Origin of the sequence: Methanosarcina sp. 1.H.A.2.2 (genome assembly GCF_000979975.1) — an archaeon.
In the GTDB taxonomy this organism is placed as follows: Archaea; Halobacteriota; Methanosarcinia; order Methanosarcinales; family Methanosarcinaceae; genus Methanosarcina.
On record NZ_JJQL01000080.1, the window covers coordinates 21304 to 44136 of the forward strand.

General features: G+C 42.5%; 26 protein-coding genes. 20 read left to right on the forward strand and 6 right to left on the reverse strand.

Annotated elements, in window-relative coordinates:
* Window positions 1-23: 23 nt before the first annotated feature.
* Together EO93_RS13005 and EO93_RS13010 are read right to left on the reverse strand one after the other, a co-directional pair.
* Window positions 24-1214 (reverse strand): geranylgeranyl reductase family protein, encoded by a 1191-nt coding sequence (locus EO93_RS13005; protein ID WP_048162929.1) that lies wholly within the window; start codon window positions 1212-1214, stop codon window positions 24-26.
* A gap of 379 nt (window positions 1215-1593) precedes the next feature.
* Complete coding sequence (locus tag EO93_RS13010) at window positions 1594-2349, reverse strand: hypothetical protein (RefSeq protein WP_200898119.1); 756 nt, start codon at window positions 2347-2349, stop codon at window positions 1594-1596.
* A gap of 703 nt (window positions 2350-3052) precedes the next feature.
* Between EO93_RS13010 and EO93_RS18680 the strand changes: the two genes are divergently transcribed.
* Window positions 3053-3334, forward strand: a complete 282-nt coding sequence (locus EO93_RS18680; protein WP_048162931.1) for a PEF-CTERM sorting domain-containing protein — start codon at window positions 3053-3055, stop codon at window positions 3332-3334.
* A gap of 89 nt (window positions 3335-3423) precedes the next feature.
* On the opposite strand, the gene EO93_RS13020 is transcribed toward EO93_RS18680, so the two are convergent.
* A complete protein-coding gene (locus EO93_RS13020; RefSeq protein ID WP_048162932.1) occupies window positions 3424-4305 on the reverse strand; it encodes a class I SAM-dependent methyltransferase in 882 nt (293 codons plus the stop codon).
* A gap of 478 nt (window positions 4306-4783) precedes the next feature.
* On the opposite strand from EO93_RS13020, the gene EO93_RS13025 reads away from it, so the two are divergent.
* The 8 genes from EO93_RS13025 to EO93_RS13060 all read left to right on the forward strand — a co-directional run bounded on the left by EO93_RS13025 (window position 4784) and on the right by EO93_RS13060 (window position 10165).
* Window positions 4784-5128 carry a P-II family nitrogen regulator gene (locus tag EO93_RS13025; protein ID WP_048162934.1) on the forward strand — a complete coding sequence of 115 codons (345 nt, stop codon included), beginning with the start codon at window positions 4784-4786 and terminating at the stop codon, window positions 5126-5128.
* Between the two features lie 11 nt (window positions 5129-5139).
* Window positions 5140-6333, forward strand: a complete 1194-nt coding sequence (locus EO93_RS13030) for an ammonium transporter (RefSeq protein ID WP_048131469.1) — start codon at window positions 5140-5142, stop codon at window positions 6331-6333.
* A 323-nt stretch (window positions 6334-6656) separates the two neighbouring features.
* Window positions 6657-7454 carry a (Fe-S)-binding protein gene (locus EO93_RS13035; RefSeq protein ID WP_048162936.1) on the forward strand — a complete coding sequence of 266 codons (798 nt, stop codon included), beginning with the start codon at window positions 6657-6659 and terminating at the stop codon, window positions 7452-7454.
* A gap of 258 nt (window positions 7455-7712) precedes the next feature.
* A complete protein-coding gene (locus tag EO93_RS13040) occupies window positions 7713-8510 on the forward strand; it encodes a (Fe-S)-binding protein (RefSeq protein ID WP_048131471.1) in 798 nt (265 codons plus the stop codon).
* A 37-nt stretch (window positions 8511-8547) separates the two neighbouring features.
* Window positions 8548-8928: a DsrE/DsrF/TusD sulfur relay family protein gene (locus EO93_RS13045; protein ID WP_082105886.1), complete on the forward strand. Its 381-nt coding sequence runs from the start codon at window positions 8548-8550 to the stop codon at window positions 8926-8928.
* Window positions 8929-8966: 38 nt separating this feature from the next.
* Window positions 8967-9311 carry a DsrE family protein gene (locus tag EO93_RS13050; RefSeq protein ID WP_048162938.1) on the forward strand — a complete coding sequence of 115 codons (345 nt, stop codon included), beginning with the start codon at window positions 8967-8969 and terminating at the stop codon, window positions 9309-9311.
* A gap of 56 nt (window positions 9312-9367) precedes the next feature.
* Window positions 9368-9667, forward strand: coding sequence for a sulfurtransferase complex subunit TusB (tusB, locus tag EO93_RS13055; RefSeq protein ID WP_048131474.1), 300 nt, complete (start codon window positions 9368-9370; stop codon window positions 9665-9667).
* A gap of 213 nt (window positions 9668-9880) precedes the next feature.
* The gene (locus EO93_RS13060; protein ID WP_048131475.1) at window positions 9881-10165 is read left to right on the forward strand and encodes a hypothetical protein; all 285 of its coding nucleotides are present in this window, start codon (window positions 9881-9883) and stop codon (window positions 10163-10165) included.
* A 173-nt stretch (window positions 10166-10338) separates the two neighbouring features.
* Here EO93_RS13060 and EO93_RS13065 read toward each other — a convergent pair whose 3' ends face one another.
* Window positions 10339-11274 (reverse strand): magnesium transporter CorA family protein, encoded by a 936-nt coding sequence (locus EO93_RS13065; RefSeq protein ID WP_048162940.1) that lies wholly within the window; start codon window positions 11272-11274, stop codon window positions 10339-10341.
* Between the two features lie 495 nt (window positions 11275-11769).
* On the opposite strand from EO93_RS13065, the gene EO93_RS13070 reads away from it, so the two are divergent.
* From EO93_RS13070 to EO93_RS13120, 10 genes are all read left to right on the forward strand, one after another.
* Window positions 11770-12822: a permease gene (locus EO93_RS13070; RefSeq protein WP_048162944.1), complete on the forward strand. Its 1053-nt coding sequence runs from the start codon at window positions 11770-11772 to the stop codon at window positions 12820-12822.
* A 116-nt stretch (window positions 12823-12938) separates the two neighbouring features.
* Window positions 12939-13172 carry a thioredoxin family protein gene (locus EO93_RS13075; protein WP_048131478.1) on the forward strand — a complete coding sequence of 78 codons (234 nt, stop codon included), beginning with the start codon at window positions 12939-12941 and terminating at the stop codon, window positions 13170-13172.
* 83 nt (window positions 13173-13255) lie between these two features.
* Window positions 13256-13639, forward strand: coding sequence for a putative zinc-binding protein (locus EO93_RS13080; protein WP_048131479.1), 384 nt, complete (start codon window positions 13256-13258; stop codon window positions 13637-13639).
* 147 nt (window positions 13640-13786) lie between these two features.
* Window positions 13787-14047, forward strand: coding sequence for a helix-turn-helix transcriptional regulator (locus tag EO93_RS13085; RefSeq protein WP_235282810.1), 261 nt, complete (start codon window positions 13787-13789; stop codon window positions 14045-14047).
* A 531-nt stretch (window positions 14048-14578) separates the two neighbouring features.
* Window positions 14579-15550 carry a permease gene (locus tag EO93_RS13095; protein ID WP_048162947.1) on the forward strand — a complete coding sequence of 324 codons (972 nt, stop codon included), beginning with the start codon at window positions 14579-14581 and terminating at the stop codon, window positions 15548-15550.
* A gap of 151 nt (window positions 15551-15701) precedes the next feature.
* Window positions 15702-15932 (forward strand): thioredoxin family protein, encoded by a 231-nt coding sequence (locus EO93_RS13100; protein ID WP_048162949.1) that lies wholly within the window; start codon window positions 15702-15704, stop codon window positions 15930-15932.
* A 146-nt stretch (window positions 15933-16078) separates the two neighbouring features.
* Window positions 16079-16399 (forward strand): DUF6951 family protein, encoded by a 321-nt coding sequence (locus tag EO93_RS13105; protein ID WP_048162951.1) that lies wholly within the window; start codon window positions 16079-16081, stop codon window positions 16397-16399.
* Window positions 16400-16639: 240 nt separating this feature from the next.
* On the forward strand, window positions 16640-17617 hold the full coding sequence (locus EO93_RS13110; RefSeq protein WP_235284263.1) for a universal stress protein: 978 nt from the start codon (window positions 16640-16642) through the stop codon (window positions 17615-17617).
* A gap of 124 nt (window positions 17618-17741) precedes the next feature.
* Window positions 17742-18794, forward strand: a complete 1053-nt coding sequence (gene arsB / locus EO93_RS13115; RefSeq protein ID WP_048162952.1) for an ACR3 family arsenite efflux transporter — start codon at window positions 17742-17744, stop codon at window positions 18792-18794.
* A gap of 318 nt (window positions 18795-19112) precedes the next feature.
* The gene (locus EO93_RS13120) at window positions 19113-19433 is read left to right on the forward strand and encodes a DUF6951 family protein (protein ID WP_048131486.1); all 321 of its coding nucleotides are present in this window, start codon (window positions 19113-19115) and stop codon (window positions 19431-19433) included.
* A gap of 78 nt (window positions 19434-19511) precedes the next feature.
* Here EO93_RS13120 and EO93_RS13125 read toward each other — a convergent pair whose 3' ends face one another.
* A complete protein-coding gene (locus tag EO93_RS13125) occupies window positions 19512-20933 on the reverse strand; it encodes a hypothetical protein (protein ID WP_235284264.1) in 1422 nt (473 codons plus the stop codon).
* Window positions 20934-21354: 421 nt separating this feature from the next.
* The gene (locus EO93_RS13130) at window positions 21355-22059 is read right to left on the reverse strand and encodes a class I SAM-dependent methyltransferase (protein ID WP_048162954.1); all 705 of its coding nucleotides are present in this window, start codon (window positions 22057-22059) and stop codon (window positions 21355-21357) included.
* Window positions 22060-22475: 416 nt separating this feature from the next.
* Here EO93_RS13130 and EO93_RS13135 point away from each other — a divergent pair, with 416 nt between their 5' ends.
* Window positions 22476-22781 (forward strand): helix-turn-helix transcriptional regulator, encoded by a 306-nt coding sequence (locus EO93_RS13135; RefSeq protein ID WP_235284265.1) that lies wholly within the window; start codon window positions 22476-22478, stop codon window positions 22779-22781.
* The last annotated feature ends 52 nt before the right edge of the window (window positions 22782-22833 follow it).

Consider the following 22833-nt stretch of genomic DNA (forward strand, 5'->3'; position numbering starts at 1 on the left):
GGGTCACAATTTGAAACCACCATTTATTTTTTCCCGCGGTTCAGGGCATGAAGACCGAGTTTTACAGGTCCCGGAAGATTTCCACACTGCATGACTTTCATCTGTTCGGGGGAAATAAACTTGAAAGCCGCATTCATGAGGGTATCAGATTTCATTATCCCGTCCATGATCTGTCTCGCCTGTACTGAAGTATCAAGCGCTGATCCGAACTGAGCTCTCCAGCGCCTGTCGTATTCTTCAAGCCTGCACTTTCCGGCTGCAAATTCGGCAGCGGTCTCTCCGGCGATTTTACCGGCGATCATTGCAGGAGGGATTCCACCTCCGTTTGTTGCGATGATGTGGCCTGCGGCGTCCCCTACAATAAGGGAATCTTCGGTTGCAGTGTTTGCGGGGGCTCCGTTTACAGGGATGATGCCTGCGATAACATTCATAATGATGGCGTTTTTCAGCTTAGGGGCAGCGAGAGGGTGGTCCTGCATGAAACGGTGCAGGTACTCTTTTGCAGAGACCCCTTTTTCAGCCATTCCGCTTCGGATTCCTATTCCTACATTTGCACGCCCCTCGCCTTCGGGGAAAATCCAGGCATAGCCTCCGGGAACATAGTCTTTTCCGAAGTACATCTCAAGGGCATCCGGGTCAATATCAACGTTCCTGACCTGGTACTCGATAGCAACAGAAGTCTCTTTTGACTCAGGTTTCCAGGAAAGGCCTTTTGATTTTGCGACCAGGGAATTTGGGCCGTCAGCTCCGATGATCGCTTTTGCTTTGATCGTATGCTTCCCGAAAATTCCGGAGGTCTCAACAGTTGTGCCCTCCACTTTTGTTACACGCGTTTTTACCATAAGTTCAGCCCCTGCCATGGCAGCCTGCTCGGCCAGAAACTGGTCATACCTGCGCCGGTCAAGGACAGCACCCCTCACGGAAAATTCTTTCACGCTGCAGTTGGGGGGAACGATGCGCTGGGTTTTGATATGCCGGAGTACGCAGGACTCAGGATAGTTTATCAGGGCCTCCGGAAGCCCGGCATTCGGGAGAAGAGCCTGAACTTCCGAGGCATCGGGGAGAAAACCTGCACACTGAATAGGGCTTCCAATTTCCCTTTTTTTATCAAGAAGAAGGACAGAGGCTCCATTCCTTGCGGCATAAAGGGCAGCAGTGGAACCCGCAGGGCCTGCACCCACAACGATGACATCGTAAGAGGCTTTTGGAATCATGAAAGAGTCTTCCTGTTGTTTATTTTTGCCTCTGCAATTTACTGAGGAATTGTTTATAAATACTTTCCTGAAGCCAAAAATAGAGATTCAATCATTAAAAAACGCTATCAGCGATAAAAAGCTTTTCGCGACACTCGAGGGAACGCCGCTAATCACACCATAAATAGTTACCTTATTTATTCCTGTTCATCTCGTTTTCTTTTCGACAGCAGGGAGAACAAAAACATACCCAGTCTTCCGTTTACTGGTGTACTCGCCGGCATTGGACGCCTGCAATGTCACTGCATACATGCCCGCGACCTCACAGGTGTGCGTGGGGTTCGGATCGGTTGATCCTGCGGGCTGGAACCACCAGTGGGGTATTCCCCTCTGTAGATTCTTATAAAAGATTCACGATCCCGATGAGCAACACGCCGGCAACTCCAAAGATAAATGGGGAATCCCAGGTATGTGGCGAAAAAGCCTCGGCAAGTGTCGTTGCAAGTGGAATTGTCACGAGTGCAGCGATGAATTGCAAGGAGGTGAACTCGTGACTCAATACGACGATACTCAGGATACCTGCGACAAAAACACACAGGCTCCCCTCAATCGAACGCTGATACATTTTATCGGAAAAGAGAGCGCGAGCATTATATTTTATCCGGCCAAACCTCACACCGACGGGTTCGGCAAGCCCGTCTCCCAGCCCGTTGATCAGGATAGGAATAAGCACGAGCGCCTCCAGGTTCACAGAAGTGAGATACATCGTCAGGGGAATGATAACAATGGCAGCCGCGATATATTGTGTTATCAGCCAGCGCAGGGTGTGGGGGCGATCCTCGGGCCGGTCAAAGGACAGGAACATGGTCCGGAGAATTCCGCTCCGTTCCCGTAACGGCTGAATAAAGATAAATATTGTGCATATGGCAACGACCAGTCCGAGCGCCCGCGTTACTGGGGACTTATCGTAGACAAACACCAGGCCCAGGATAGTCGGCAGGAAGAATAACGCGAAATGATTGATCTTTCGTGTGTAATTCACCTTGATTCCATTATGGCTGACCAGTTTGCCGGTTACATAGTAGAGGCCAAAAAGGATTGATGAGAGAACGAATTGATTGATGAAAAATAAAGTATCTATTCCCGTGGTGTGCACCTTCTGTGTGTCGTTCAGATAGGTGGTACCGTCATGCCCACCCTCTTGAGTACATTTTTAAGACTTTATTCAATCCATAAATTTTCAGCAAATGAGTGAAATTTATTTTCCCCCAATATGTTGAAAAAATAAGAGCATTTGAAGTATAATACATTTAAAATTAAATTACAGGCAACTATACCAATATTTGAAGGGATATATATAACTATATAACGATCCATTTTTGAAAAATTCAGGAAATATAAATAAGTTAGTAGAGTGTTTTGCCCGCTTTTTAGTATTCAATAAGTTCGCAGATCAAATAGATCAGCCATACAACTTTTTAAATTAAGTTTGATTTTTTGCAAGCTACTTTATGAAAATAAACTAATTGTTTTGAGAGATTTTAACGTCAGAATTTATTCACTGCTCAGTAATACCTGATATATCAGGAGACAAGCGATAAAAAACTTATAAAGGATCTTGAAAAGGAATGTCACTTCCCGACTTTTCAAGAAACAATGTTCCCATAGACAGATAACATTCATCAGCAGTCATACATCATAATATATAATTTGATTTGAATAATTATTGCCTAATTAGAATAATAAAGACGGGGAGGAAAAACATGAGAGCAAATTACTCAGATCTGTTTTTAATGCTGAGTCTGCCATTACAATAGTAATTATGCCAATAAATGCAGGAGAAGTCTCTGTAACATTTGATGAGGGCCGTTTATGTATCCGGCAAATCACCATATTCAAAAAAGATAAAGTTTGAGAATCTTTGTTATAAGCAAGTCCCGGAGTCATCAGAGAACTCTTCGTACGGGAATGATTCAAAACCCAATAACAATTTCCCGGATGTACCGGAGAACCCTTCATGTGAAAATAATACAAAACCTGAGAATCCCTGTAATCAGCAGATCCCGGAGTACCCCGCTATCGCAATTCCAATGATTGCAGTAATCGGTATGCTATTTATATTCCAGCGCAGGAAAAACTAAATTGTAGAGATGGATAAAAAGATAGTAAAGGATAGATTCGTGCTCCGGTCAGTCTTTCGATCCATTTCTGATAATATTATTTCCCTTTTTTATTCTCTTTTTACAGCTTTCAGAACAACTGCTCCGTCCAGATTTTCGGTTTCCGCATCAAAACCCACATCTTCAAAAAGGTTCTTCCATGCAGCTTCCGAGAGTTGAGGCCCGTGGTGGTGTTGATGTGCCAGCGGCTCAACTGCAGTTAATAACCCACCTTTTTTCAGCACTCTCTTAATTTCGAAAAGAGCGAATTTAATGTCTTCAAGGTGGTGGAGCATGAAAAAGCAGGTAGCGGCATCCACAGAGTCCCTTTCAAAAGGCAGAGCATAGGCGCTTCCTGTCCTGAACTCAACGTTTTCGATGCCGAGGACTTCTGCATTCATCCGTGCCTGGCCTGTGAGGGAATCGTGTAGGTCAATGCCGTAAACCTGTGAATCAGGGTTATTTTTTGCGATTTCCATTGTTAGGCTTCCAAAGCCGCTGCCGATATCAAGGATAGATTCTCCTTTTATTCCGGGAAGCACCACAGGAAGCACCTGTGCCCTCACGCGGGCCATGCGGTCTTCAGGAAATTTCGCCTTTTTTGCTTTTTCTGCATCTATTGATGTAAAAGGAAGGATAGCGAAGACCTTTGACCCGTTAACTGCCATCAGGCCCCGTACGTAAGCACTGCCGGTTTCGGCTACGACCAGCTCTACAACCGAAACTCCGATATCCTTACAAAAGCGCAAATTCCACTCCTCCCTTTTTTCAGGGAACCGGATATTCAGAGGAGTATGCACTACAATATAGTGTGAGTAGTCCTGGCTGAAATATGCTGATACGGATTCAGGCTCTTTCAGGCGGATTTCGCTTATGCTTTCCCTGAAAAGGGCGAGAATTTGCAGGGAAGTTTCGTCTGCCTCGTTTCTTACGCTTCCAATTTCTCCGAACATACTTCTAAATTTGATTTAAGGGATAAAAGCTCTCTTATGGAAAGAATTGATAAGAAAACGGTACGGTACAGGCAAAGAACAGGAATCGAACCTGTCTTTTTTCAAAATTCTTTAGCTTTCTTTTAGCTCTGTCTAGCTTTCTCTTGGCTTTCTTTTAGCGCCCTTTAGCTTTCTCTTAGCTCCCTTTAGCTTTCTCTTAGCTCCCTTTAGCTTCCTCTTAGCTTTCTCTTAGCTTTCTTTTAGATTTATTTTAGCTTTCTTTAGCTTTCTTTAGATTTCTTTTTGTTTTTAACCGGATTTAACCAGTATCGGACCTGAAAAAAGCGACAGCTCAATCCCGTAAAACCTGGAATCAGGTTGAGATGCCAGAAGTCTCGCATACTTTGACAGTTACTCTGAACTACGCAAATATTTAAAACCAATGGGGATATACTTAAATAATATAAAACCGGATGAGGGTTACCTATTGGTGGTCTTGATGAAGTACGTAATTGCAATAATAAGGCCGGAAAGGCTTGATGCGGTCAAACGAGAACTTCAGAAGGTTGAAGTCAATAGATTGACAGTATCTTCCGTTTCGGGTTATGGCGCGCAAAAAGGGCATCTGGAAATCTATAGAGCAATGGAGTTTGAAGCAGACCTTCTTGAGAAAATCAAGCTTGAAATTGCAGTAAACGATGAATTCCTGCATCCAACGATTGAAGCAATAAAGAAAGGAGCAAAGGGCAATGACGGGCACATCGGAAGCGGCAAGATATTCGTGTTCCCGCTTGAGGATGTAATAAGGATCCGCACAAACGAAAACGGACCTTCTGCTATTTGAGGTGGACGAGAATGGCTATTGTAGCAGCAGACACCGTATGGGTATTGATTTCATCTGCACTTGTATTATTAATGCTTCCGGGGCTTGCACTATTTTACGGTGGGCTGGTTCAGCGTAAGAATGTCCTGAGCAGCATGATGCACTCATTTGTTGCAATGGGCGTCATGGCTCTCGAATGGGTAATAATAGGTTACTCACTTGCCTTTGGAGAAGGCAACGGATTTGTGGGCGGCCTCGATCACATATTCCTGCGAGGAATTGACCCTTACTCGGTAACGGGCACAATTCCCACATATGCATTTGTAGCATTTCAGGGAATGTTTGCAATAATTACGCCTGCCCTGATCTCAGGAGCCATTGTCGGGCGTGTTAAGTTTAAATCATACATAGCGTTCATTGCACTCTGGGGGCTTATTGTCTATGCACCGGTCTGCCACTGGGTCTGGGGCGGTGGGTTCCTTACAGGAGAAGCCCTTGATTTTGCAGGCGGCACTGTAGTCCATGTAACCTCAGGCATCTCCTCACTTGCAATTTTGCTCTTCCTTGGCAAGAGGAGAGGGTACGGGATAGATTCGATAAAGCCGCATAATGTTACCCTTACTCTCCTGGGGACCGGGCTTCTCTGGTTCGGATGGTTCGGGTTCAATGCGGGCTCGTCCCTTGCTGCAAATGAGATCGCGGCCCTTGCATTCATTACGACACTCATAGCGCCTGCAGCCGCAGGGTTTGTCTGGATGGCCATGGAATGGATCCATTTAGGGCGCCCTACTGCACTCGGGTTTGCAACCGGGATCCTGGCAGGGCTTGTTGCAATAACACCGGCTGCAGGTTTTGTTACCCCTATGGCAGCAATTCCGATGGGCGCAATTACAAGCTTTGTCTGCTACCAGGCCGTAATGCTCAAAGGAAGGTTCGGTTATGACGACTCCCTTGATGCTTTCGGAGTTCACGGGGTAGGCGGAATAACAGGTGCGATTCTAACAGGCGTATTTGCAAGCGTGGGGTCTGCAGGACTCCTTCTCGGAAACTCCGAGCAGCTGCTGCTCCAAGTAGAAGGCGTTGTTATCGCACTTATCTACGCAAGTGTTTGCACCCTCGTTATCGGGTTTGTGCTCCACAAGACAATAGGCCTCAAAGTTACTGAAAGTGAGGAAAATATCGGGCTTGACCGGACACAGCACGGTGAAGCTGCGTACAACATTTAAATGTGGGTGACTCTTCACCCATATCTTTCTAATTTTACCTTGTTATTACATACCTGAGAGCACACGCCGGCTTAAGGTGAAACTTGCAGTTTTTAAATTTCGTATCAATCTTTTTTGATATTGGGCTTCCGGGTTTTTAAGAAGTGAATTCCATAATTAATTATAGAATAATTAGAAGCTTCCATAATTAATAGAAGAATTTGAGGCTTCCATAATTGATTAGAAAAATTGGACTTTATTTTTGAGATTAATGATGCCTGAAAGCGATGAGCATCGAGAAAAGATGTGGGACTAAATTTTCATAATTCTGGTAGGTGTTAAAGATGCCGGGAAATCCGAATGAAATAAAGCTGGTAAATAACGCTATGTCCAACGCCACCCGAAGGAAGATAATGAACTTCCTGGAGAATGGCGAGAGAAGTACAGAGGAAATAGGCGGAGAAATCGGGAAGACCATGCTCGATTTTCACATCAAGGTTCTGCAACAGGCAAGTCTTATTGAGTTAAAAGAAGGGACTGCGAAGCTAAGTGAATACGGCAGAAATTTCCTGAAAGGTAAGGAAGACAAAGGTGAAGAGAAAAATGCAGACCTCTCTAAGGCAAAGCCAGTGGAGATTGCTGAGGTAAGGCAGCTTTTACCCTGCATAGCAGACTCCTCGAAGTTCAGGGTGATCGCAAACATGGCTCCTCCTCTGGGTGGAACCCTGAAGGTTCTTGAGCCCCTCTTTCCCAGAGGCAGATATTCAGACAGAATAAATGCTCTGATAATGCAAAAAGGGGAAATTATTACAACTATTTACGGCACTGGAAAAGTTACAATGACTATGATTAAAAACGAGGGCGAAGCCGGAGAAGCGCTTGAGAACCTGAAGAGCACTATCAATGAAGCCATCGCAAAAGGTGTCGCTCCGGCCCCCAGGGAAAAGGTCAGAGTCGAACCCATGGAGATCTACAAATACCTACCCCAGACAAACTGCGGGAAGTGCAGCGAACAGAGCTGTTACACCTTTGCTATAAAACTAATGAGTGGGGAGGCCTCCCTTGATAAGTGTACACCCCTCAAAGAACCGGGATATTCAACCAATCAGGAACACCTGCAGGTACTGACTGCGTATATTTGAACCAGCGTTACTTAAAAAATGATATCAAGTAAATAAATTCTGTACCCGGACGCAGTGCTCATTTCCTAAAAAGGTCAGAACCCTTCCTTTTTATATTGGCGCGGGAAGATCTTCATCGGGCTTGCAAAGAAAGGGACTGTAATCAGAGCCTGTGCGCAATCTGTTGCTTAAAGAGGTTGCCTGGTAGAAGGAAAGGCTTTCTGATTGAAGCATAAGGAGGCGCAGAATCTGGTTCCAATAGCTTGTTAGGTGCAAAAGATGCAAGGAAATCCGAATGAGACAAAGCTCGTAAACTTTGCTATGGCCAATAGTACCCGAAGGAAGATAATTAACTTCCTGGCAAATGGCTATAGAAATACCGGGGAAATAGAGGAGATAATCGGGAAGAAGACGCTTGACTTTCATCTCAAGGTTTTGCAACAGGCAGGTCTGATTGAGTTAGAAGAAGGAACTGTGAAGCTAAGTGAATATGGCAAGATGTTCCTGAAGAATAAAACAGGACAGAATGAAGAGAAAACTGCAGACTTTTCTCAGGCAAAGCCAGTGGAGATTGCAAAGATCAGACAGCTTTCGCCCTGCATAGCTGATTCCTCAAGACTCAGGGTGAGTGCAAATATGATACCACCCCTGGGTGGAATCTTGAAACTCCTTGAGCCCCTCTTTCCCAGAAGTAATTATTCGGATAGAAAAGATAGCCTGATAATTCAAAAAGGAGAAATTATCACAACTATTTACGGTAGTGGAAAAGTCTCCATCAGGATGATTAAAAATGAGGATGAAGCAAAAGAAGTACTTGAAAGCCTGAAGACCATTATCAATGAGGCTATTGCAAAAGGTGTAGCCCCGGCTCCCAGGGAAAAGGTAAGGGTTGATCTCATGGAGATCTACAAATACCTGCCCCAGACCAACTGTCGTAAGTGCAGCGAGCAGGGCTGTTACAGCTTTGCCATCAAGCTTATGTCCAGACAGGTCACTCTGGACAGGTGTGTACTTCTTAAAGAACCGGAGTACGCAAATAATCAGGAACATCTTCAAATTTTGACCGCTTATATTTGAGCCTGTTACTTAAAAAACAATTTATTCGGAGGAAGTTTTGAAGACGCTTACTATCGTGCTCACTGACGGCCCTTATATTTCCGAATACGCCGAGATTGCCTGCAAACTCGCCGAGAACGCCCTAGAACGGTATCAGGTGAACATATTCCTGTACCTGGACGCAGTGCATATCCCCAAAAAAGGTCAGATCCCGTCCTTTTTTACCAGTGCAGGCGAACTTTTCACAGGACTTGCAGAGAAAGGAGCTGTAATCAGAGCCTGTGCACGGTGTGCTGCTGCGAGAGGTTACATAGCAGAAGAGGAAACTGCGAACGGAAGTAACTGCAAAGACTACTTTCCTGGAATAAAGATCACCAGTCTCTATGAACTTTCAGAAATGCTAAGTAAGAGCGATAGAGTAATCTCACTTCCGAGATGAGGCTGGAAGAATAGGGTTTTTATGAGGTCCGGATTCTTATGAAATCAGTATTCTATCTGCTGGACAATGCCCCCTACGGCAGTGAAAAAGCCTTCGGAGCATTGAATGCGGCTGCAGTAAGCCTTAACAGGATGCATGTGACCCTTGGCCTTTACGGAGATGGAGTTTATCTTGTAGCTGCCGGCCAGGACAGCAGAAAGCTTGGAGTACCAAACCTTTCAGATATCCTCTATTCATATGGGGAATTGAGAGTACTTGTGCATGAACCCTCGCTGTTTGAGAGAGGCCTTTTTGGGGAAACCCTGATAGAGACCGTGGAACTCGTCGATGAAGAGGACTTTCTCGAAGCTATGGAAAGCTCGGACTGCGTTCTCGTATTTTAAAGTGGCAGCTATTAAAAATTCGCAGCTCTTGAGTAAGGATAAACAGGAGTGATAATGTGAAACGAGAAGAATATGATATATTCCTGCTGACAAAGCCCCCTTTCAGTCCAAGGTCAGAGTTATGCCTCAAACTGGCTGCTCGCTCCGGAAATGCCAGACTCTACCTTGCAGGAGATGGAGTCTATCACCTGCTTTCCGGAATAGAGGAACTGCCGGGATACAAAGTCTATGCCTGTCAGGAAGACCTCGAGGCCAGAGCGATAGGGGACAGAGAAAAAGTTACAGTTCCGGACAACTTTTACGCTGCTTTTATAGAGGATATGATGGAACACTGCAAATGCGCATATACATTTTAAGTAGTTGACATTATACATTTTAAATGGTTAAGTAGTTGGCATTACACATTTACATATTAAATAGTTGACATTATACATTTTAATATGTGCGAATTGACATTACAAATTTAAAGATATTTAGCTGACTGTACAAATTTAGAGGTATATTTTTACTTGTAGCATTTAGAAGAAAATTAAAGCATTAAAAAGGGTCACCGAGCAGGACAGGTTCATATGACCGAAAAACTTCCAGATGAGGTTATTAAGGAGTTAGAATGCGTTAGCCAGCTGCATGAACAGGCGATCTGTGACCACGAAAAATGCAGGAAATTTAGCGAAAGCTTATCCGAACTTCTGGTCAGGCTCGAGGATATGAAGTTTTATCGGACAGCTGACAGGTTAATGGGTATCCTCATAAACTGCAGCCCAAAAGAGGCATCTCACTGCGAAAAATCAACGCTTGTCGGGGAAATGATGAAAGATGTAGTAAAAGAGACACATAAGGCAGCAGAAAAATAAAAAGTAAAAGGTTTTGAAGAAATTAAAAAATGAAAACTTCTGAATATAGAACAGTTCGTAAAAGTCCAGATTCAAAACAATTCCGGATTCAAAACAATTCCGGATTCAAAACAATTCCGGATTCAAAACAATTCCGGATTCAAAACAATTCCAGATTCAAAACAATTCCGGATTCAAAACATTTCTTTTCTCAACATCGTAATCGCCAGAATCACCGAGAAGAACATAGAGATTATAAAAATAATTGTAAAAGCATGGGGATTACCCTGGAATGGAACACTAACGTTCATCCCAAAAAAGCTTGCAACCATCGTTGGAATCGACATGACGATAGTGACAGAGGTAAGGAATTTCATCACAATATTCAAGTTGTTTGAGATTACCGATGCGTATGCATCCATTGTCCCGCTCAGGATATTGCTATAAATATTTGCCATTTCAATTGCCTGCTTATTTTCGATAATAACATCGTCAAGCAGTTCGGCATCTTCCGGATACATCTTAATAGGATTGGATCTTTGAATTTTTTCAAGGACCATTTCATTGCTTTTCAAAGATGTGGAAAAATATACAAGGCTTTTTTCCAGTTCAAGGAGTTGAATTAACTCTTTGTTTCTCAGGGACTTATGCAGTCTGCTTTCAATAAGCCCGCTTGCTTTGTCAATATTTCTGAGGTACTGGAGATATAATTTTGAGTTTTTATAGAGAATCTGCAAAAAGAAGCGTGTTTTTTTAAATGTATAAAAGGATTTTATTTTTCGTTCAATAAACTCATTTATGATATAATTCTCTCTCAGAGAAACAGTAACAATATTCTTATCATTAATAATAATTCCAAGCGGGACGGTATAATAGATTCCCCCTTCCTGAACATTCATACTCGGCACAGGAGTGTCTATCAATACAACAGTACAGTCCCCGTCAACTTCAATCCTTGCACGTTCCTCTTCATCAAGGGCAGCTTTAATATGGTCAACAGGAATGTTCAGAGTTTCCGAAACATATGAAATTTCCCGTTCACTGGGATTTACCAGATTAATCCATGCTCCATTTTCAACTTGATCCAGATTTATCATTCCAGCATCTGTTGATTTGAATATCTGAAGCATGTTAATTTCCCCCTTCCTTTTCCTGATTTATATGATCCTTTTCCTGTATTATATGAGATTACATTTTTCCACTCTAAATCAATTGGCAGTTTATAAGCCCTAAAGCAGAGCATAAATATATAAATAGTTTTGCGAGTCCATGCATAAACCCACTGTTAAGGAATTCTGATCAGTGAGATCACTTAAAAGAGGAATTCAAATTGACGCATTTTAACGCGGGATGTAGAACATTACAAAGACACCTATAAGTGCAATCAATGTCCCTATAATTTCAGATCTGTCAGGTTTCTTCTTTTCGACAATAAACACTCATATGCAAACGCCCCTGTCGGGCATGAACAGAAGCACTGAAGCTCCGGAAAGAGACAAAACGGGAGAATGAATATAGACCGGAAACTTATTTCAAATAAATTTGAAATAGGAAATTTTATATAGGTTCTTTCAAATATATTTGAAATAACAGGAAAAATCTGGAAAAATCCCCCTGGTGGAAAAATGACTCTTGATTATATCACTTATCTCATATCCGTAGGGCTTCAGTCAGTGCAGGAGTACCTGGCGCTCCATGTACTGATGTGCCTTGTGCCCGCCTTTTTCCTGGCTGGTGCGATTGCCTCCCTCTTTTCCAAGGAATCGGTACTGAAGTTTTTCGGAGCGGACGCCCCCAAATATGTCTCGTACACGGTAGCTGCGGTTTCAGGCTGCCTACTTGCAGTCTGCAGCTGTACAGTGCTCCCCCTCTTTGCAGGGATATATAAGCGGGGAGCAGGCATAGGTCCTGCAACCACATTTTTATTCTCTGCCCCTGCGATCAATATCCTTGCAATTGTCTATACAGCAAAAATCCTGGGATATGACCTCGGAGCCGCCCGTGCCTTTGCAGCAATTCTTCTTTCCGTACTTGTTGGTTTAGTGATGGCCCTTTTGTATGAAGGGAAAGTAACCGAACGCAAGTCCATAAAAACCTTCGGAGAAGAAGAGCATAAACACAGCGTGGAACTCTTTGTTTTGCTAATTGCAGTCCTTATCGCTCCCGAGCTGATGTCCTCCTGGGGCTGGAAGTACACAACCCAGCTGCTTGTCTGGGCTCCCATGATAGGGATTACAGCTTACCTATCCTTAAAATGGTTTTCAAAAGAAGAAATCGACAGCTGGATGGGCGAAACCTGGTTCCTGATAAAACAGATCACCCCCCTGCTCCTGCTGGGAGTTTTCTTTGCCGGGATTGCAGTTGTAGTGCTCCCCAAAGAGTATGTCGCAGCTTTTGTGGGAGGGAATTCTCTGACTTCAAACTTTATTTCCTCAGTAGCCGGAGCCCTGATGTACTTCTCCACCCTCACGGAAGTGCCTATCATAAAGGCCCTAACCCTGCTTGGAATGGGAGCAGGCCCCTCCCTTGCAATGCTCCTTGCAGGCCCCGCACTCAGCCTGCCGAACATGATTGTAATCAACAGGATAATGGGGACAAAAAAAGGCATGACCTACATCTCCCTTGTGGTTTTGATTGCAACTGCATCAGGGTATATATTCGGAGCTCTGTTTGTATAAAAGAGAAGTAGAATCGAATCAAATAAGTAAAGTTCTAAAATAAAGTTCTAAGATAAAGTTCTAAATAATCATATAAAGCTATCACATTAACAGGATCAAGTAACAAGGTGAAACACATGAGAATCGAAGTACTGGGATCAGGTTGCGCAAAATGCAATAAGACAAAGGAAATGGCCGAAAAAGCTGTCAAGGAAATGGGTGTTGAAGCCGAAATCATCAAAGTAGAAGACTTTGACAAAATCCTGGGATACGGAGTCATGATCACTCCTGCACTTGTTATTGACGGAGATGTTAAAGTCGCAGGCAAGGTCCCAAGCATTGACGACATCAAAAAGTGGATTACAAAGTAACAGACATACAAAGCGACCTGAAACACTGATAGAAACCCAAATTGAAATCAAAAGTTAAAACAAAATTTAAGGTAGTGTAAAAAATGGTAGAAGAAACAAAATGTGCATGTGGTTCGGCAAACGTGGCAATTTTTCCCTGTGCAGGAGCTGCAAATGTAGGCCAGCTTTCAAACAAAATAGCAGTTGAGCTCGATAAGCAGGGACTGGGAAACCTGATGTGTACAGTAGGGATCGGTGCCAGAGCTCCGGGGATTATGAAGTCTGCCGAAGCTTCCGACCGGATCATAGCCATTAACGGCTGTCCCGTAAACTGTGCAACCAAAACTATGGAACTGGCCGGCTTTAAAGTGGATCGCGAGATTGTGATTTCGGACCTTGGAATAAAGAAAACGAAGGATAGAGACCTTAAGGAAGAAGAAGTCGCTGAAGTCCTTGAAAAAGTTATGGAGATCCTGCAGTCCGAATGATCTCCTTCCTATTTTTTGATTTTTGAAATCCATCCACGTTTTTGTCTCGTATATCCGAAATGCATTGAACCCGAAAAAATCCCCGGGCCACTATCTACCGTGCCGTAAGAAAAGTATTTATACGGCGATAATTCAATGATTGATTATATGATTAATGAAGAGAATATACAGATCTTCAAAGCCCTGAGCGAGGAGACCAGATATAAAATCATAAAAGTTCTGCTTGAAGGGGAAAAATGCGCCTGTGAGATTCCTGACCTCATAGGCAAGACCCAGTCCAACACCTCGATGCATCTTGCAAAACTGCAGGACTGGGATATCATCAAAGTACGAAAGGACGGGAAGATGAGGCTTTATTCCATAGACAACGAAAAAGTCAGGGAGATTTTGAAAATAGTAGAAGAATAAGTTATTTTTTTCGGTTGCTTCCAAAAATTTCGCATCATGGGTAGCAGGACACGGCAGATTTCTTAAAAAATGAGTCTCTGAAACTTGCCTGCCTGAAGGCAGACTTATCTGCAGCAATCACACCCACTACATGTGGGAAGAAGGTTCTGGTTGCCCCTTTCAACTTCCCAGCATTCAAAACAGAGCTTTATTGTGCCAAGTTCTCTGTGCTTTACTTTTAACAGCGAATTTTCATCCTTCCCACAGATAGAACATCTAACCATTTTAGAACCTCAGCTAAATTTTTTATCCCAACGTACTGTGGTCTCTTTTCGTTCTCAAAAATATCCGGAATAAGGTATTGAACCCGGCATATTTTGAGATTTTGCTGGATTGAACGTTCAGGTTCTAACTCATGTATTCCTGTAAAAAATTTCATTGAAGCGACATCCTTATATCAATGAATTGTTATATCAATATATGCTGATATAATAAAATGTGAATTGGGCATCCAAATAGGGCAAAAATAAAACAGAAAAGAAGGGACTCAAAATGGCTGATATCTTTTATCCTCTGCAATGGATTGCAGACAAACTGACATACGAGGTTTTCGGGATTACACCCGCTACTCACCTTGCAGCCAGTGTTAATTTCATCATCTACGACGTATTGAAAATAGTCATCCTGCTGTCCGTGATGATTTTCGCGATCTCCTACCTCAGGACCTATATCACTCCGGAAAAAACAAGAAAGGTGCTCGGAGGCAAGAAAGGGCTCCGCTACCACCTGATAGCTTCCCTGATAGGGACAGTCTCTCCGTTCTGTTCATGCTCCTCAGTGCCCCTTTTTATCGGGTTTGTGGAAGCTGGAGTGCCCCTCGGAGTTACCTTCTCCTTTCTGATAACATCCCCTCTGGTAAACGAAGCTGCTGTGGCCGCACTCTGGGCAACCCTCGGCTTGAAGGCAACTGTAATTTATGTAGTATCGGGTATTTTGCTCGGCGTATTTGGAGGCTATTTGATTGGCTTCCTGAAACTGGAACGGTATGTGGAAGAGTTCGTCTACAAAATTAAAGTCGGAAAACAGGCATCTGAAAAAGAAAACATAACTACGAAGGAGAGAGCCAGGGATGCTTTCGAAGCCGTTAAAGACATCGTGGGAAAAGTCTGGATCTACGTGATCATAGGGGTAAGTATAGGAGGCATCTTTCACGGTTATGCTCCGGAAGACATCCTCCAAAAATACGCCGGAAAGGACAACCTGCTTGCAGTTCCGATTGCTGTCCTTATTGGGGTTCCCCTCTACTCAAACGTCATGGGCATGATCCCAATAGTGGAGAGCCTTATAGGAAAAGGACTCCCGATCGGGACTTCCCTGGCATTCCTCATGTCGGTTACTGCGGTGTCCCTGCCCGAAATGATCATCCTTAAAAAGGTGCTGAAAAAAGAACTGATTGCAATCTTCGTCTCTATTGTGGCGCTGTCGATCATCTTCACGGGCTACCTGTTCAACATATTGCTGTAACTATATCAGAAATCTTTGAAAATTGAGCGATTGAAAATACAAAACCTGAAATCAAAACCTGAAATCAAAACCTGAATCAAAATCTGAATCAAAATCTGAATCAAAATCTGAATTAAAACCTGAAATCAAAAGACAAAAAGTGGTGAAAAACATGAAAATCGAAATACTCGGAACCGGATGCACAAAGTGTAAGAAAACAAAGGAAGCTATCGAAAAAGTCCTCAAAGAAAACGGTGTGGAAGCCGAAGTAGTAAAAGTTGAGGATTTTGAAACCATCCTGAACTACGGTGTGATGGTAACTCCCGCAGTAGTTGTTGACGGCGAAGTTAAGCTTGCAGGCAAAATTCCGGATGAAAAAGAAATCCGGAAATGGATTGAATGAACATCTTGACCCGACCAGATCCAGACTAGTTTTATTTTGAAAGAAAGGATTAACTCCGGAGAGGATTAATTAATAGCTTTCCAGATACAATTAATAGCATTCCAGATACCTGAAAATTGAATTCGAAAACGAATTGAGGTGGTCATATGGCTGAAATTACTGTCAACTCCACAATATGCGACTTTACACACAAAATTCGTGGAAGCATGAAAGGCGGAAAAATCATTGTAGATATCGAAACTCCGTGTGAAAAAATAAAGGAAATCTCGCACCTGGAAATTCCCATGATGGAAACCCTTGACATCAAAGACAACTATGTGATGGAGAGGGCAAAAGAGGCAAAAATCTGCTCGAACTGCCTGGTACCCTGTGGGGTGCTTAACCTCTGCAAGCTGGAAAGCGGATTTCTTGCAAAGTCCCTTGCAAAAAAAGCAGGAAGCCTCAGTATCGATTTTGATGAAGTCTGAGATATTTCTGAAAAGTAAGGATCTACCCCTGACCCTTCATATCTTGAAATTTCGGGCAGAACCTTATTTTCCAAAACATTTTTTTCTTAAAAACATATCTTCTTTTAAAAACAGCTATCCATTTTAAAAATAGTTATTCTTTTAAAAACAGCTATCCATTTTAAAAATAGTTATTCTTTTAAAAACACCTCTTCTTTTTTTATTTCAGTGCATCAAGCTATTAGCGATAAAGACATAATTATGAACTGGGGATCAGCAGAAAGCTACAGGATGATGCTGAAAAGTAAGAACTGGAAAGCAAATAGAGCAAAAGGGGGTTGCGGACAGCAGATGATAAGCACAGTACTTGTTCCTGCGGATTTTACTATCGAAACGGAAGATTTGCTCGGCTGCATAGGAGAACTTAAAAACGCCGGCTTGAAGAAAGTTATCCTGCTGCATGTAGTGGACATACATAAAAGCCAGGGGCTTGCCCCTATGTTTGAACGGAATGCAAAGGAAAGGATTGAGGATTATGCAGGTTTTGCCAGGGAACTTGAACTTGAAACCGAAACCCTGGTAGTTTTAGGAGACGTCAGAAGGACAATTGCGGAGATAGCAGACCGAGAAGACGTTGATGCGATAATAATGGGGGCCACCACTAAAGGATTCATAAAGGGGAAACTTCTCGGAAGAACTACGGAATACATAACACGTAGTTCAAAGAAAATACTGCTGGTTGAAAAGTATGAAGCTATGAAAGAAGGAAAGGAAGTTTATGAGAAGGCATGCAGGGCAACTTTCTCCAGAATTCTTGTGCCTCTTGACTTTTCAAAAGAGGCAATGAAGGCGATAGAACAACTTCAGGAGTTTAAAGAAATCTTAAAAGAAGTTCTGTTCCTGCATGTAATAGATGACATAAAAGATATGGACCTGCTGGATGAACAGAGAGAAGAGGCAAAAGAAAGGCTCAGGAGAATAAAGGAGCAGTTTGCAGATATAAAAAGCCAGTACCTTGTCGTTGAAGGAATCCCATCAGATGAGATTGTTAAATTTGCCAGCATAGAAGATGTCACCCTGATTATGCTGACTGCCCGCGGGGAAGGAGCCTTAATAGACCTCCTGCTTGGAAGTACGGCCGAAAATGTACTCCGGAAAACCACAAAGCCCGTGCTGATTATCCCTGCAAGCAAAGAGTTAGAGGGAGAAGAGTGGGATGAGGGAGAAGAATATGCCTGAAGAGAATGAAAAAAGAGTGGGATAAGGGAGAAGAATATGCCTGAAGAGAATGAAAGAAGAGTGGGATGAGGGAGAAGAATATGCCTGAAGAGAATGAAAGAAGAGTGGGATAAGGGAGAAGGATATGCCTGAAGAGAATGAAGAAAGGGAGCTTGATTTCTTCAGTAAATATCTCTCTATCTGGGTTGCAATCTGTATCATGCTCGGAACCGCAATAGGTTATGTTTTTCCGGGTTTTGCGGACACCCTTGGAGGTATTGAGCTTGCAAATGTCTCAATCCCTGTAGCTGTCGTGCTCCTGGTCATGATGTATCCGATCATGCTTAAGATTAATTTTGAAGAAATCCTGAACGTTGAGGCAAATTTAAAGCCCCTCCTTCTAACTCTTATCATAAACTGGGCGATCAAGCCTTTTACGATGGCTTTTGTTGCATGGCTTTTTATGCGCGTGTTCTTTGAATCCCTTATCCCTACTGACCTTCAGGCGCAGTATATTGCAGGCATGATCCTGCTAGGGATTGCTCCCTGCACGGCTATGGTACTTGTCTGGACCTACCTTGCAAGAGCCAATATTAACTATGCTTTGATTCAGGTCTCAGTAAATGACCTTATTATCCTGGTCCTTTTTGCTCCTCTGGGAAAGTTTCTCCTCGGGGTCACAACTGACTTTCCGGTCCCTCTTATGACTATCTTCGTCTCGGTCCTGTTTTATGTGGCAATTCCTCTAGGCCTTGCTGTGCTGACAAGGCAGGTAGTGATAAGGAAAAAAGGCATTACCTGGTTTGAAAACAGCCTGATCCGAAAAACACAGTGGATTACTCCTGCCGGACTTTTAATAACTCTTGTTCTGATTTTTATATTCCAGGGAAACAACATCATAAATTACCCCCTGCATATTTTCCTGATCGCGATCCCTCTGGTGCTGCAGACTTACCTGATCTTCGGAATCGGGTATGCAGGAGCAAAATACCTGAAAATTCCCTACAGGGAAGCTGCGCCTTCAACCTTTATCGGCGCCAGTAATTTCTTTGAACTGGCAGTGGCAGTAGCCTTAATTCTGTTCGGAATGGAATCAGGAGCTGCACTCGCAACCGTTGTGGGAGTGCTTGTGGAAGTGCCTGTTATGCTTTCCCTTGTGAAGATTATGAACAGGAATAGGGAAAAATTCAGGTTCTGATACGCTTTGCCTGTAAAATCCCCTGAAAAGAGCTATTTACCGGGTACAAGGAGTATTTTTTAGGTATCTTATGGATTTTTTAGGTTCACAGCATATTTTTAAGGTAAAGTCATTTTTTAGGCAAAGCGGGTCTGATAGGAAAAAATAAATGGTAGTAGGGGTGAGTTACTGAAAACCGCAAACATAAGAATCTCCCTACAGTTTCTCCAAACACTGGAGAAGCGCTCTCTTTTTCATATTTGATCAATGACTCACTCCCATTGCCGAAAATTGCTTAGAAAAAAAAACTATTAAAGAAAAACATCAGGAGATAAGCACTTGACCGAAATTACAGTAAACTCTACCATCTGTGGCTTTACCCATAAAATTATGGGGAGTATGAAAGGCGATAAAATTATTGTAGATATCGAAACCCCCTGCGAAAAAATAAAAAAGTTTTCGCATATGGAAATTCCCATGATGGAAACCCTGGACATCAAGAACAACTACGTGATTGATAGAGCACAGGAAGCACAGTGCTCCTCAAACTGCCTGGTCCCCTGTGCCGTACTTAACCTCTGCAAGCTTGAAAGTGGTTTTATGGCAAAGTCCCTGGCAAAAAAGGCGGGCAGCATCAGTATTGAATTCAATAGTATCTGAACTTATAGGTGAGAGGGACCAGGCAACAAAAAGCAGCCTTCAGACTACCAGCCTACAAAAAATATCGTGGACTCGCAATTAGCCTACAGGACCATCACACTCTTTATCTACGCTATCCAGATACACACTGTAAGTATGATTGTTTTTTACCCGGAACGTAATCGATTTATCCTGCTCGAGTTTATAACTGAGAAACTGTTCTAAGGTATTATCGCATACCCTGGTGTTTTCTCCAGCACTTATATTTACATTTACCAGAGCATCAAAGCCTTTTGTATGTGCATTAAACACGAAAAAATGATCTGTGTATTTCAAAATGTCAAAACTGGCATCATATGTATTGCGGCTTATCCGGTTGTATTCATAAAATGATACTATGGTCATCTTATTTGAATTGTAGTTATCCACCCAGTTATGGAATTTTGAGCGGCTGATAGAGTATTTTATAGCGGGTTCCAGGTCGAGTTCGTGGGTGAAAGCCGGATAAACCAGGCCCGCCCCGGATGCTGGCTCCCACCATGCCCAAGCATCATCATCCAGATTTCCAATATATCTTTCCGCATGAATTCCCGAGTCTCCGTTTCTCCAGAACATCCCCAGATTTTCATATGCATAAATTGCATGTGTAACATTGTCCCTGTTTCTCATGGAGCACCAGCTTGTCGGCTTCCTCCCTATTTTTTCATAAACATATGAGTATCCCTCATCCATTACTTTACAGGCCTGCTCATTAGGGAGGCTGTTTAATTCTTCAGAGTAGTGTACCCCTACGTCCCAGGAATAATTAACAACCAGGTTACGCAGGTATCCAAGGCCTGACTCACTGCACTGCCCAAGAAGCGCTATATCAAACCAGATGGTGCCTCTATTATTCTTGCTGTTAAGGTAGCTTATACCCTTCTCGGTAGTATTTCTTACATGAGGCCCGTCAAGCCCGAAAGGAACCAGCGCGCTATCCCCTATTGCGGTTATGAATTTACGGTCTGCTCTCTGACTTATGCGGTATATACTGACATCGAAGTATCTTCCTTTTCCAGCGAGAAAAGATGTGAACTTGAGGTACCCATTTGAAAAATCAATATACGGCAATCTTTGCCTCTCAAAATTATAAAAAGGAGTCGTGATATATTTTCCGTCTTTTGCAAATATGGTGTTTGTCTTACTGCATCCGTCAAACGTAATTTCAAAATCCAGCTTCTCTGCTGCATTCCCCAGAAATAGGGTTTCAGACCCGAGATCGTCGGAAGAACTTTCAAAATAACTTTTTAATATAATCCTGTTATTAATCTCCTGAATTACCAGCTTTGAACCCGGGCTGTTAAGCTCAACAAAACTTTGAGGATTGTCCGTTTTTATATCCATCGAAATGTGATAAGTACATTTAACCATTGGTGTAAGCCTGTATATGTAGAGCGACCCTGTTTGCCTTGGCTGTCCCTGGTAGTGAATATACTGAAAAGAAGCAGCTTCACAGAACCTGTGGGCATCTGGAGATTTCATTAAGCTTCCCATGCACCTGTTTATTCCAGAACCAAAAACAGAATCTGCAACTTGAAGAAAACCGCAGGGAGATAAACCGGGGTCTTTTGTAGTTTTATACTTTAGCCCTCTTGAAAAACCATTAAAAAGAACCTGCGTTTTCAGCGTCCCGTAAATTACTGAATATAGCCGGTCATAAGGCTTATTCCCTTGAAGTTTGGCCATGAAAACGTTATTTTGAACACTGTCATTTTTAGAGTAATCCTGTGAAAACAGGATAATACTACCCTAACCAATATTTTCAGGATTTTCGGGATTAACTGTGCAAGGGGATATACCAGTTCCTCCAATACAGGACAAGTAATGAATAATCTGGGAAGAAATCATTTTAGTCAATCGAAATAACTAAACTCAATATATATTATTGAATAGTAGTGTCTTATTACTCACGAGATATTATTGCATGGTACTTGTACTCATAATACATGGACTGCACATACTCCATCTTAAACCCATGTTTATTTGCAATGCTTTCTATTATGCAGGGTTTATGACTATATCCGAGAATATCTTTAGGGCGGTTTTTTAAGCTTGCTGATATAACGGTGAGAACTTCAAAGCCTATTTTATGAAAGATTTTCCAGTATCCGAAGTCGCGTGAAAAGAACCCTATTTTCCATAATGGATATAAGCGAGGATCCAGTAGGTCAAAAAGGACTATTTTACCTCCCTTATTAAGATACCTTGATGAGTTGTAAATAAAAGTATCAACTTCTTCATCTGTGAGGTATTGGATCACTCCAGCTGCAGTTATTCGGTCAAAGGAGGAATCAAGCTTTTCCCAGACAGTTTTATCGTCAGCAAGGATTAAAGCTATATTTTCAGACTTTCTTTTCCGGATTCTTTTACCTGCTTCATCAAGCATTGATGCGGAAAAATCGGTTCCTACAAGCCTTTCATATTCCAATGCATAATAAACCAGGAGCTCTCCGGCCCCGCAACCAAAGTCAAGAAGTGTTTTGCCCCCATCCAGATGGAAGAGTTTTTCCCGGGCTTCTCTGGAAATAAATTCCTCAGATGAAGACCTGTGACCTCCGCTTCTCTTATCTGCAAAAAATTCTTCCCAGACAGATTTTGGTTTCGACATGTTTTGTATACCCCCAAGTCTTACTTCTTGTGACACCTTTTCTCCATATAATCAGGACTTCACATTGGGTAATATATTATTTTTAAAGCTCACTGAGTTGTGATTTCAAGAGGAGAATAAATGTAATTTCACCCATATGTACATAAATATATATACCTTTCGGGTTAAAGACCCTTCTTTTTGGACTGTTAATTTTCACAGCCTTACCGCCTTTTCACACAGATGCAGAAAAATTTGAAAAAAAGTTTATCAGTATAAATGAACCGCGGTTCTGAAAAAATCAAATATAAATAATAACATGTTTGACATCAAACAAAATTGATATGAAAATACTTATTTAGAAAGCTTAACTTCTTTTATTTATGAGCTATTGCTGCCCTGCGGATCCCGAGAAAAAAAAGGAATGGGAGGAGAAAATGATCCAGGAAATAGATTTTCTGGACAATGACATTAAAAAAGCCAGTGAGATATTCAGTGCTCTCGGGCATCCGATGAGATTAAAAATTGCTTATTTTCTCTCTCAGCGAGACCACTGTGTTTGCGAACTGATATTCAAGTTAAACGAGAGGCAGAACCTTGTTTCCCATCATCTGACTATCATGAAAAACTGCGGGATTGTCGAAGCTTACAGCAGCTCAAAATGGAGGTTTTACAGGTTAAACCCTGAATTTGGAAATATTTTGAACATCATCTCGCAGATGCAAAACAAAAAATTAGAATAAAAGGTTAAACTCGAACCGAAGAAAAAGACTAACAAAACCGAAAAAACAAAAA

What these genes read in the sequence shown, in the direction of transcription:
- EO93_RS13125 (WP_235284264.1), bottom strand. Translation starts at nt 20,933, where the DNA reads ATGAAATCTCCAGATGCCCACAGGTTCTGTGAAGCTGCTTCTTTTCAG.
- EO93_RS13025 (WP_048162934.1), top strand. Translation starts at nt 4,784, where the DNA reads ATGAAGTACGTAATTGCAATAATAAGGCCGGAAAGGCTTGATGCGGTC.
- EO93_RS13030 (WP_048131469.1), top strand. Translation starts at nt 5,140, where the DNA reads ATGGCTATTGTAGCAGCAGACACCGTATGGGTATTGATTTCATCTGCA.
- EO93_RS18680 (WP_048162931.1), top strand. Translation starts at nt 3,053, where the DNA reads ATGAGGGCCGTTTATGTATCCGGCAAATCACCATATTCAAAAAAGATA.
- EO93_RS13105 (WP_048162951.1), top strand. Translation starts at nt 16,079, where the DNA reads ATGGCTGAAATTACTGTCAACTCCACAATATGCGACTTTACACACAAA.
- EO93_RS13075 (WP_048131478.1), top strand. Translation starts at nt 12,939, where the DNA reads ATGAGAATCGAAGTACTGGGATCAGGTTGCGCAAAATGCAATAAGACA.
- EO93_RS13095 (WP_048162947.1), top strand. Translation starts at nt 14,579, where the DNA reads ATGGCTGATATCTTTTATCCTCTGCAATGGATTGCAGACAAACTGACA.
- EO93_RS13085 (WP_235282810.1), top strand. Translation starts at nt 13,787, where the DNA reads ATGATTAATGAAGAGAATATACAGATCTTCAAAGCCCTGAGCGAGGAG.
- EO93_RS13035 (WP_048162936.1), top strand. Translation starts at nt 6,657, where the DNA reads ATGCCGGGAAATCCGAATGAAATAAAGCTGGTAAATAACGCTATGTCC.
- EO93_RS13080 (WP_048131479.1), top strand. Translation starts at nt 13,256, where the DNA reads ATGGTAGAAGAAACAAAATGTGCATGTGGTTCGGCAAACGTGGCAATT.
- EO93_RS13065 (WP_048162940.1), bottom strand. Translation starts at nt 11,274, where the DNA reads ATGCTTCAGATATTCAAATCAACAGATGCTGGAATGATAAATCTGGAT.
- EO93_RS13060 (WP_048131475.1), top strand. Translation starts at nt 9,881, where the DNA reads ATGACCGAAAAACTTCCAGATGAGGTTATTAAGGAGTTAGAATGCGTT.
- EO93_RS13020 (WP_048162932.1), bottom strand. Translation starts at nt 4,305, where the DNA reads ATGTTCGGAGAAATTGGAAGCGTAAGAAACGAGGCAGACGAAACTTCC.
- EO93_RS13050 (WP_048162938.1), top strand. Translation starts at nt 8,967, where the DNA reads ATGAAATCAGTATTCTATCTGCTGGACAATGCCCCCTACGGCAGTGAA.
- EO93_RS13135 (WP_235284265.1), top strand. Translation starts at nt 22,476, where the DNA reads ATGATCCAGGAAATAGATTTTCTGGACAATGACATTAAAAAAGCCAGT.
- arsB (WP_048162952.1), top strand. Translation starts at nt 17,742, where the DNA reads ATGCCTGAAGAGAATGAAGAAAGGGAGCTTGATTTCTTCAGTAAATAT.
- EO93_RS13070 (WP_048162944.1), top strand. Translation starts at nt 11,770, where the DNA reads ATGACTCTTGATTATATCACTTATCTCATATCCGTAGGGCTTCAGTCA.
- EO93_RS13005 (WP_048162929.1), bottom strand. Translation starts at nt 1,214, where the DNA reads ATGATTCCAAAAGCCTCTTACGATGTCATCGTTGTGGGTGCAGGCCCT.
- EO93_RS13040 (WP_048131471.1), top strand. Translation starts at nt 7,713, where the DNA reads ATGCAAGGAAATCCGAATGAGACAAAGCTCGTAAACTTTGCTATGGCC.
- EO93_RS13130 (WP_048162954.1), bottom strand. Translation starts at nt 22,059, where the DNA reads ATGTCGAAACCAAAATCTGTCTGGGAAGAATTTTTTGCAGATAAGAGA.
- EO93_RS13110 (WP_235284263.1), top strand. Translation starts at nt 16,640, where the DNA reads ATGAACTGGGGATCAGCAGAAAGCTACAGGATGATGCTGAAAAGTAAG.
- EO93_RS13100 (WP_048162949.1), top strand. Translation starts at nt 15,702, where the DNA reads ATGAAAATCGAAATACTCGGAACCGGATGCACAAAGTGTAAGAAAACA.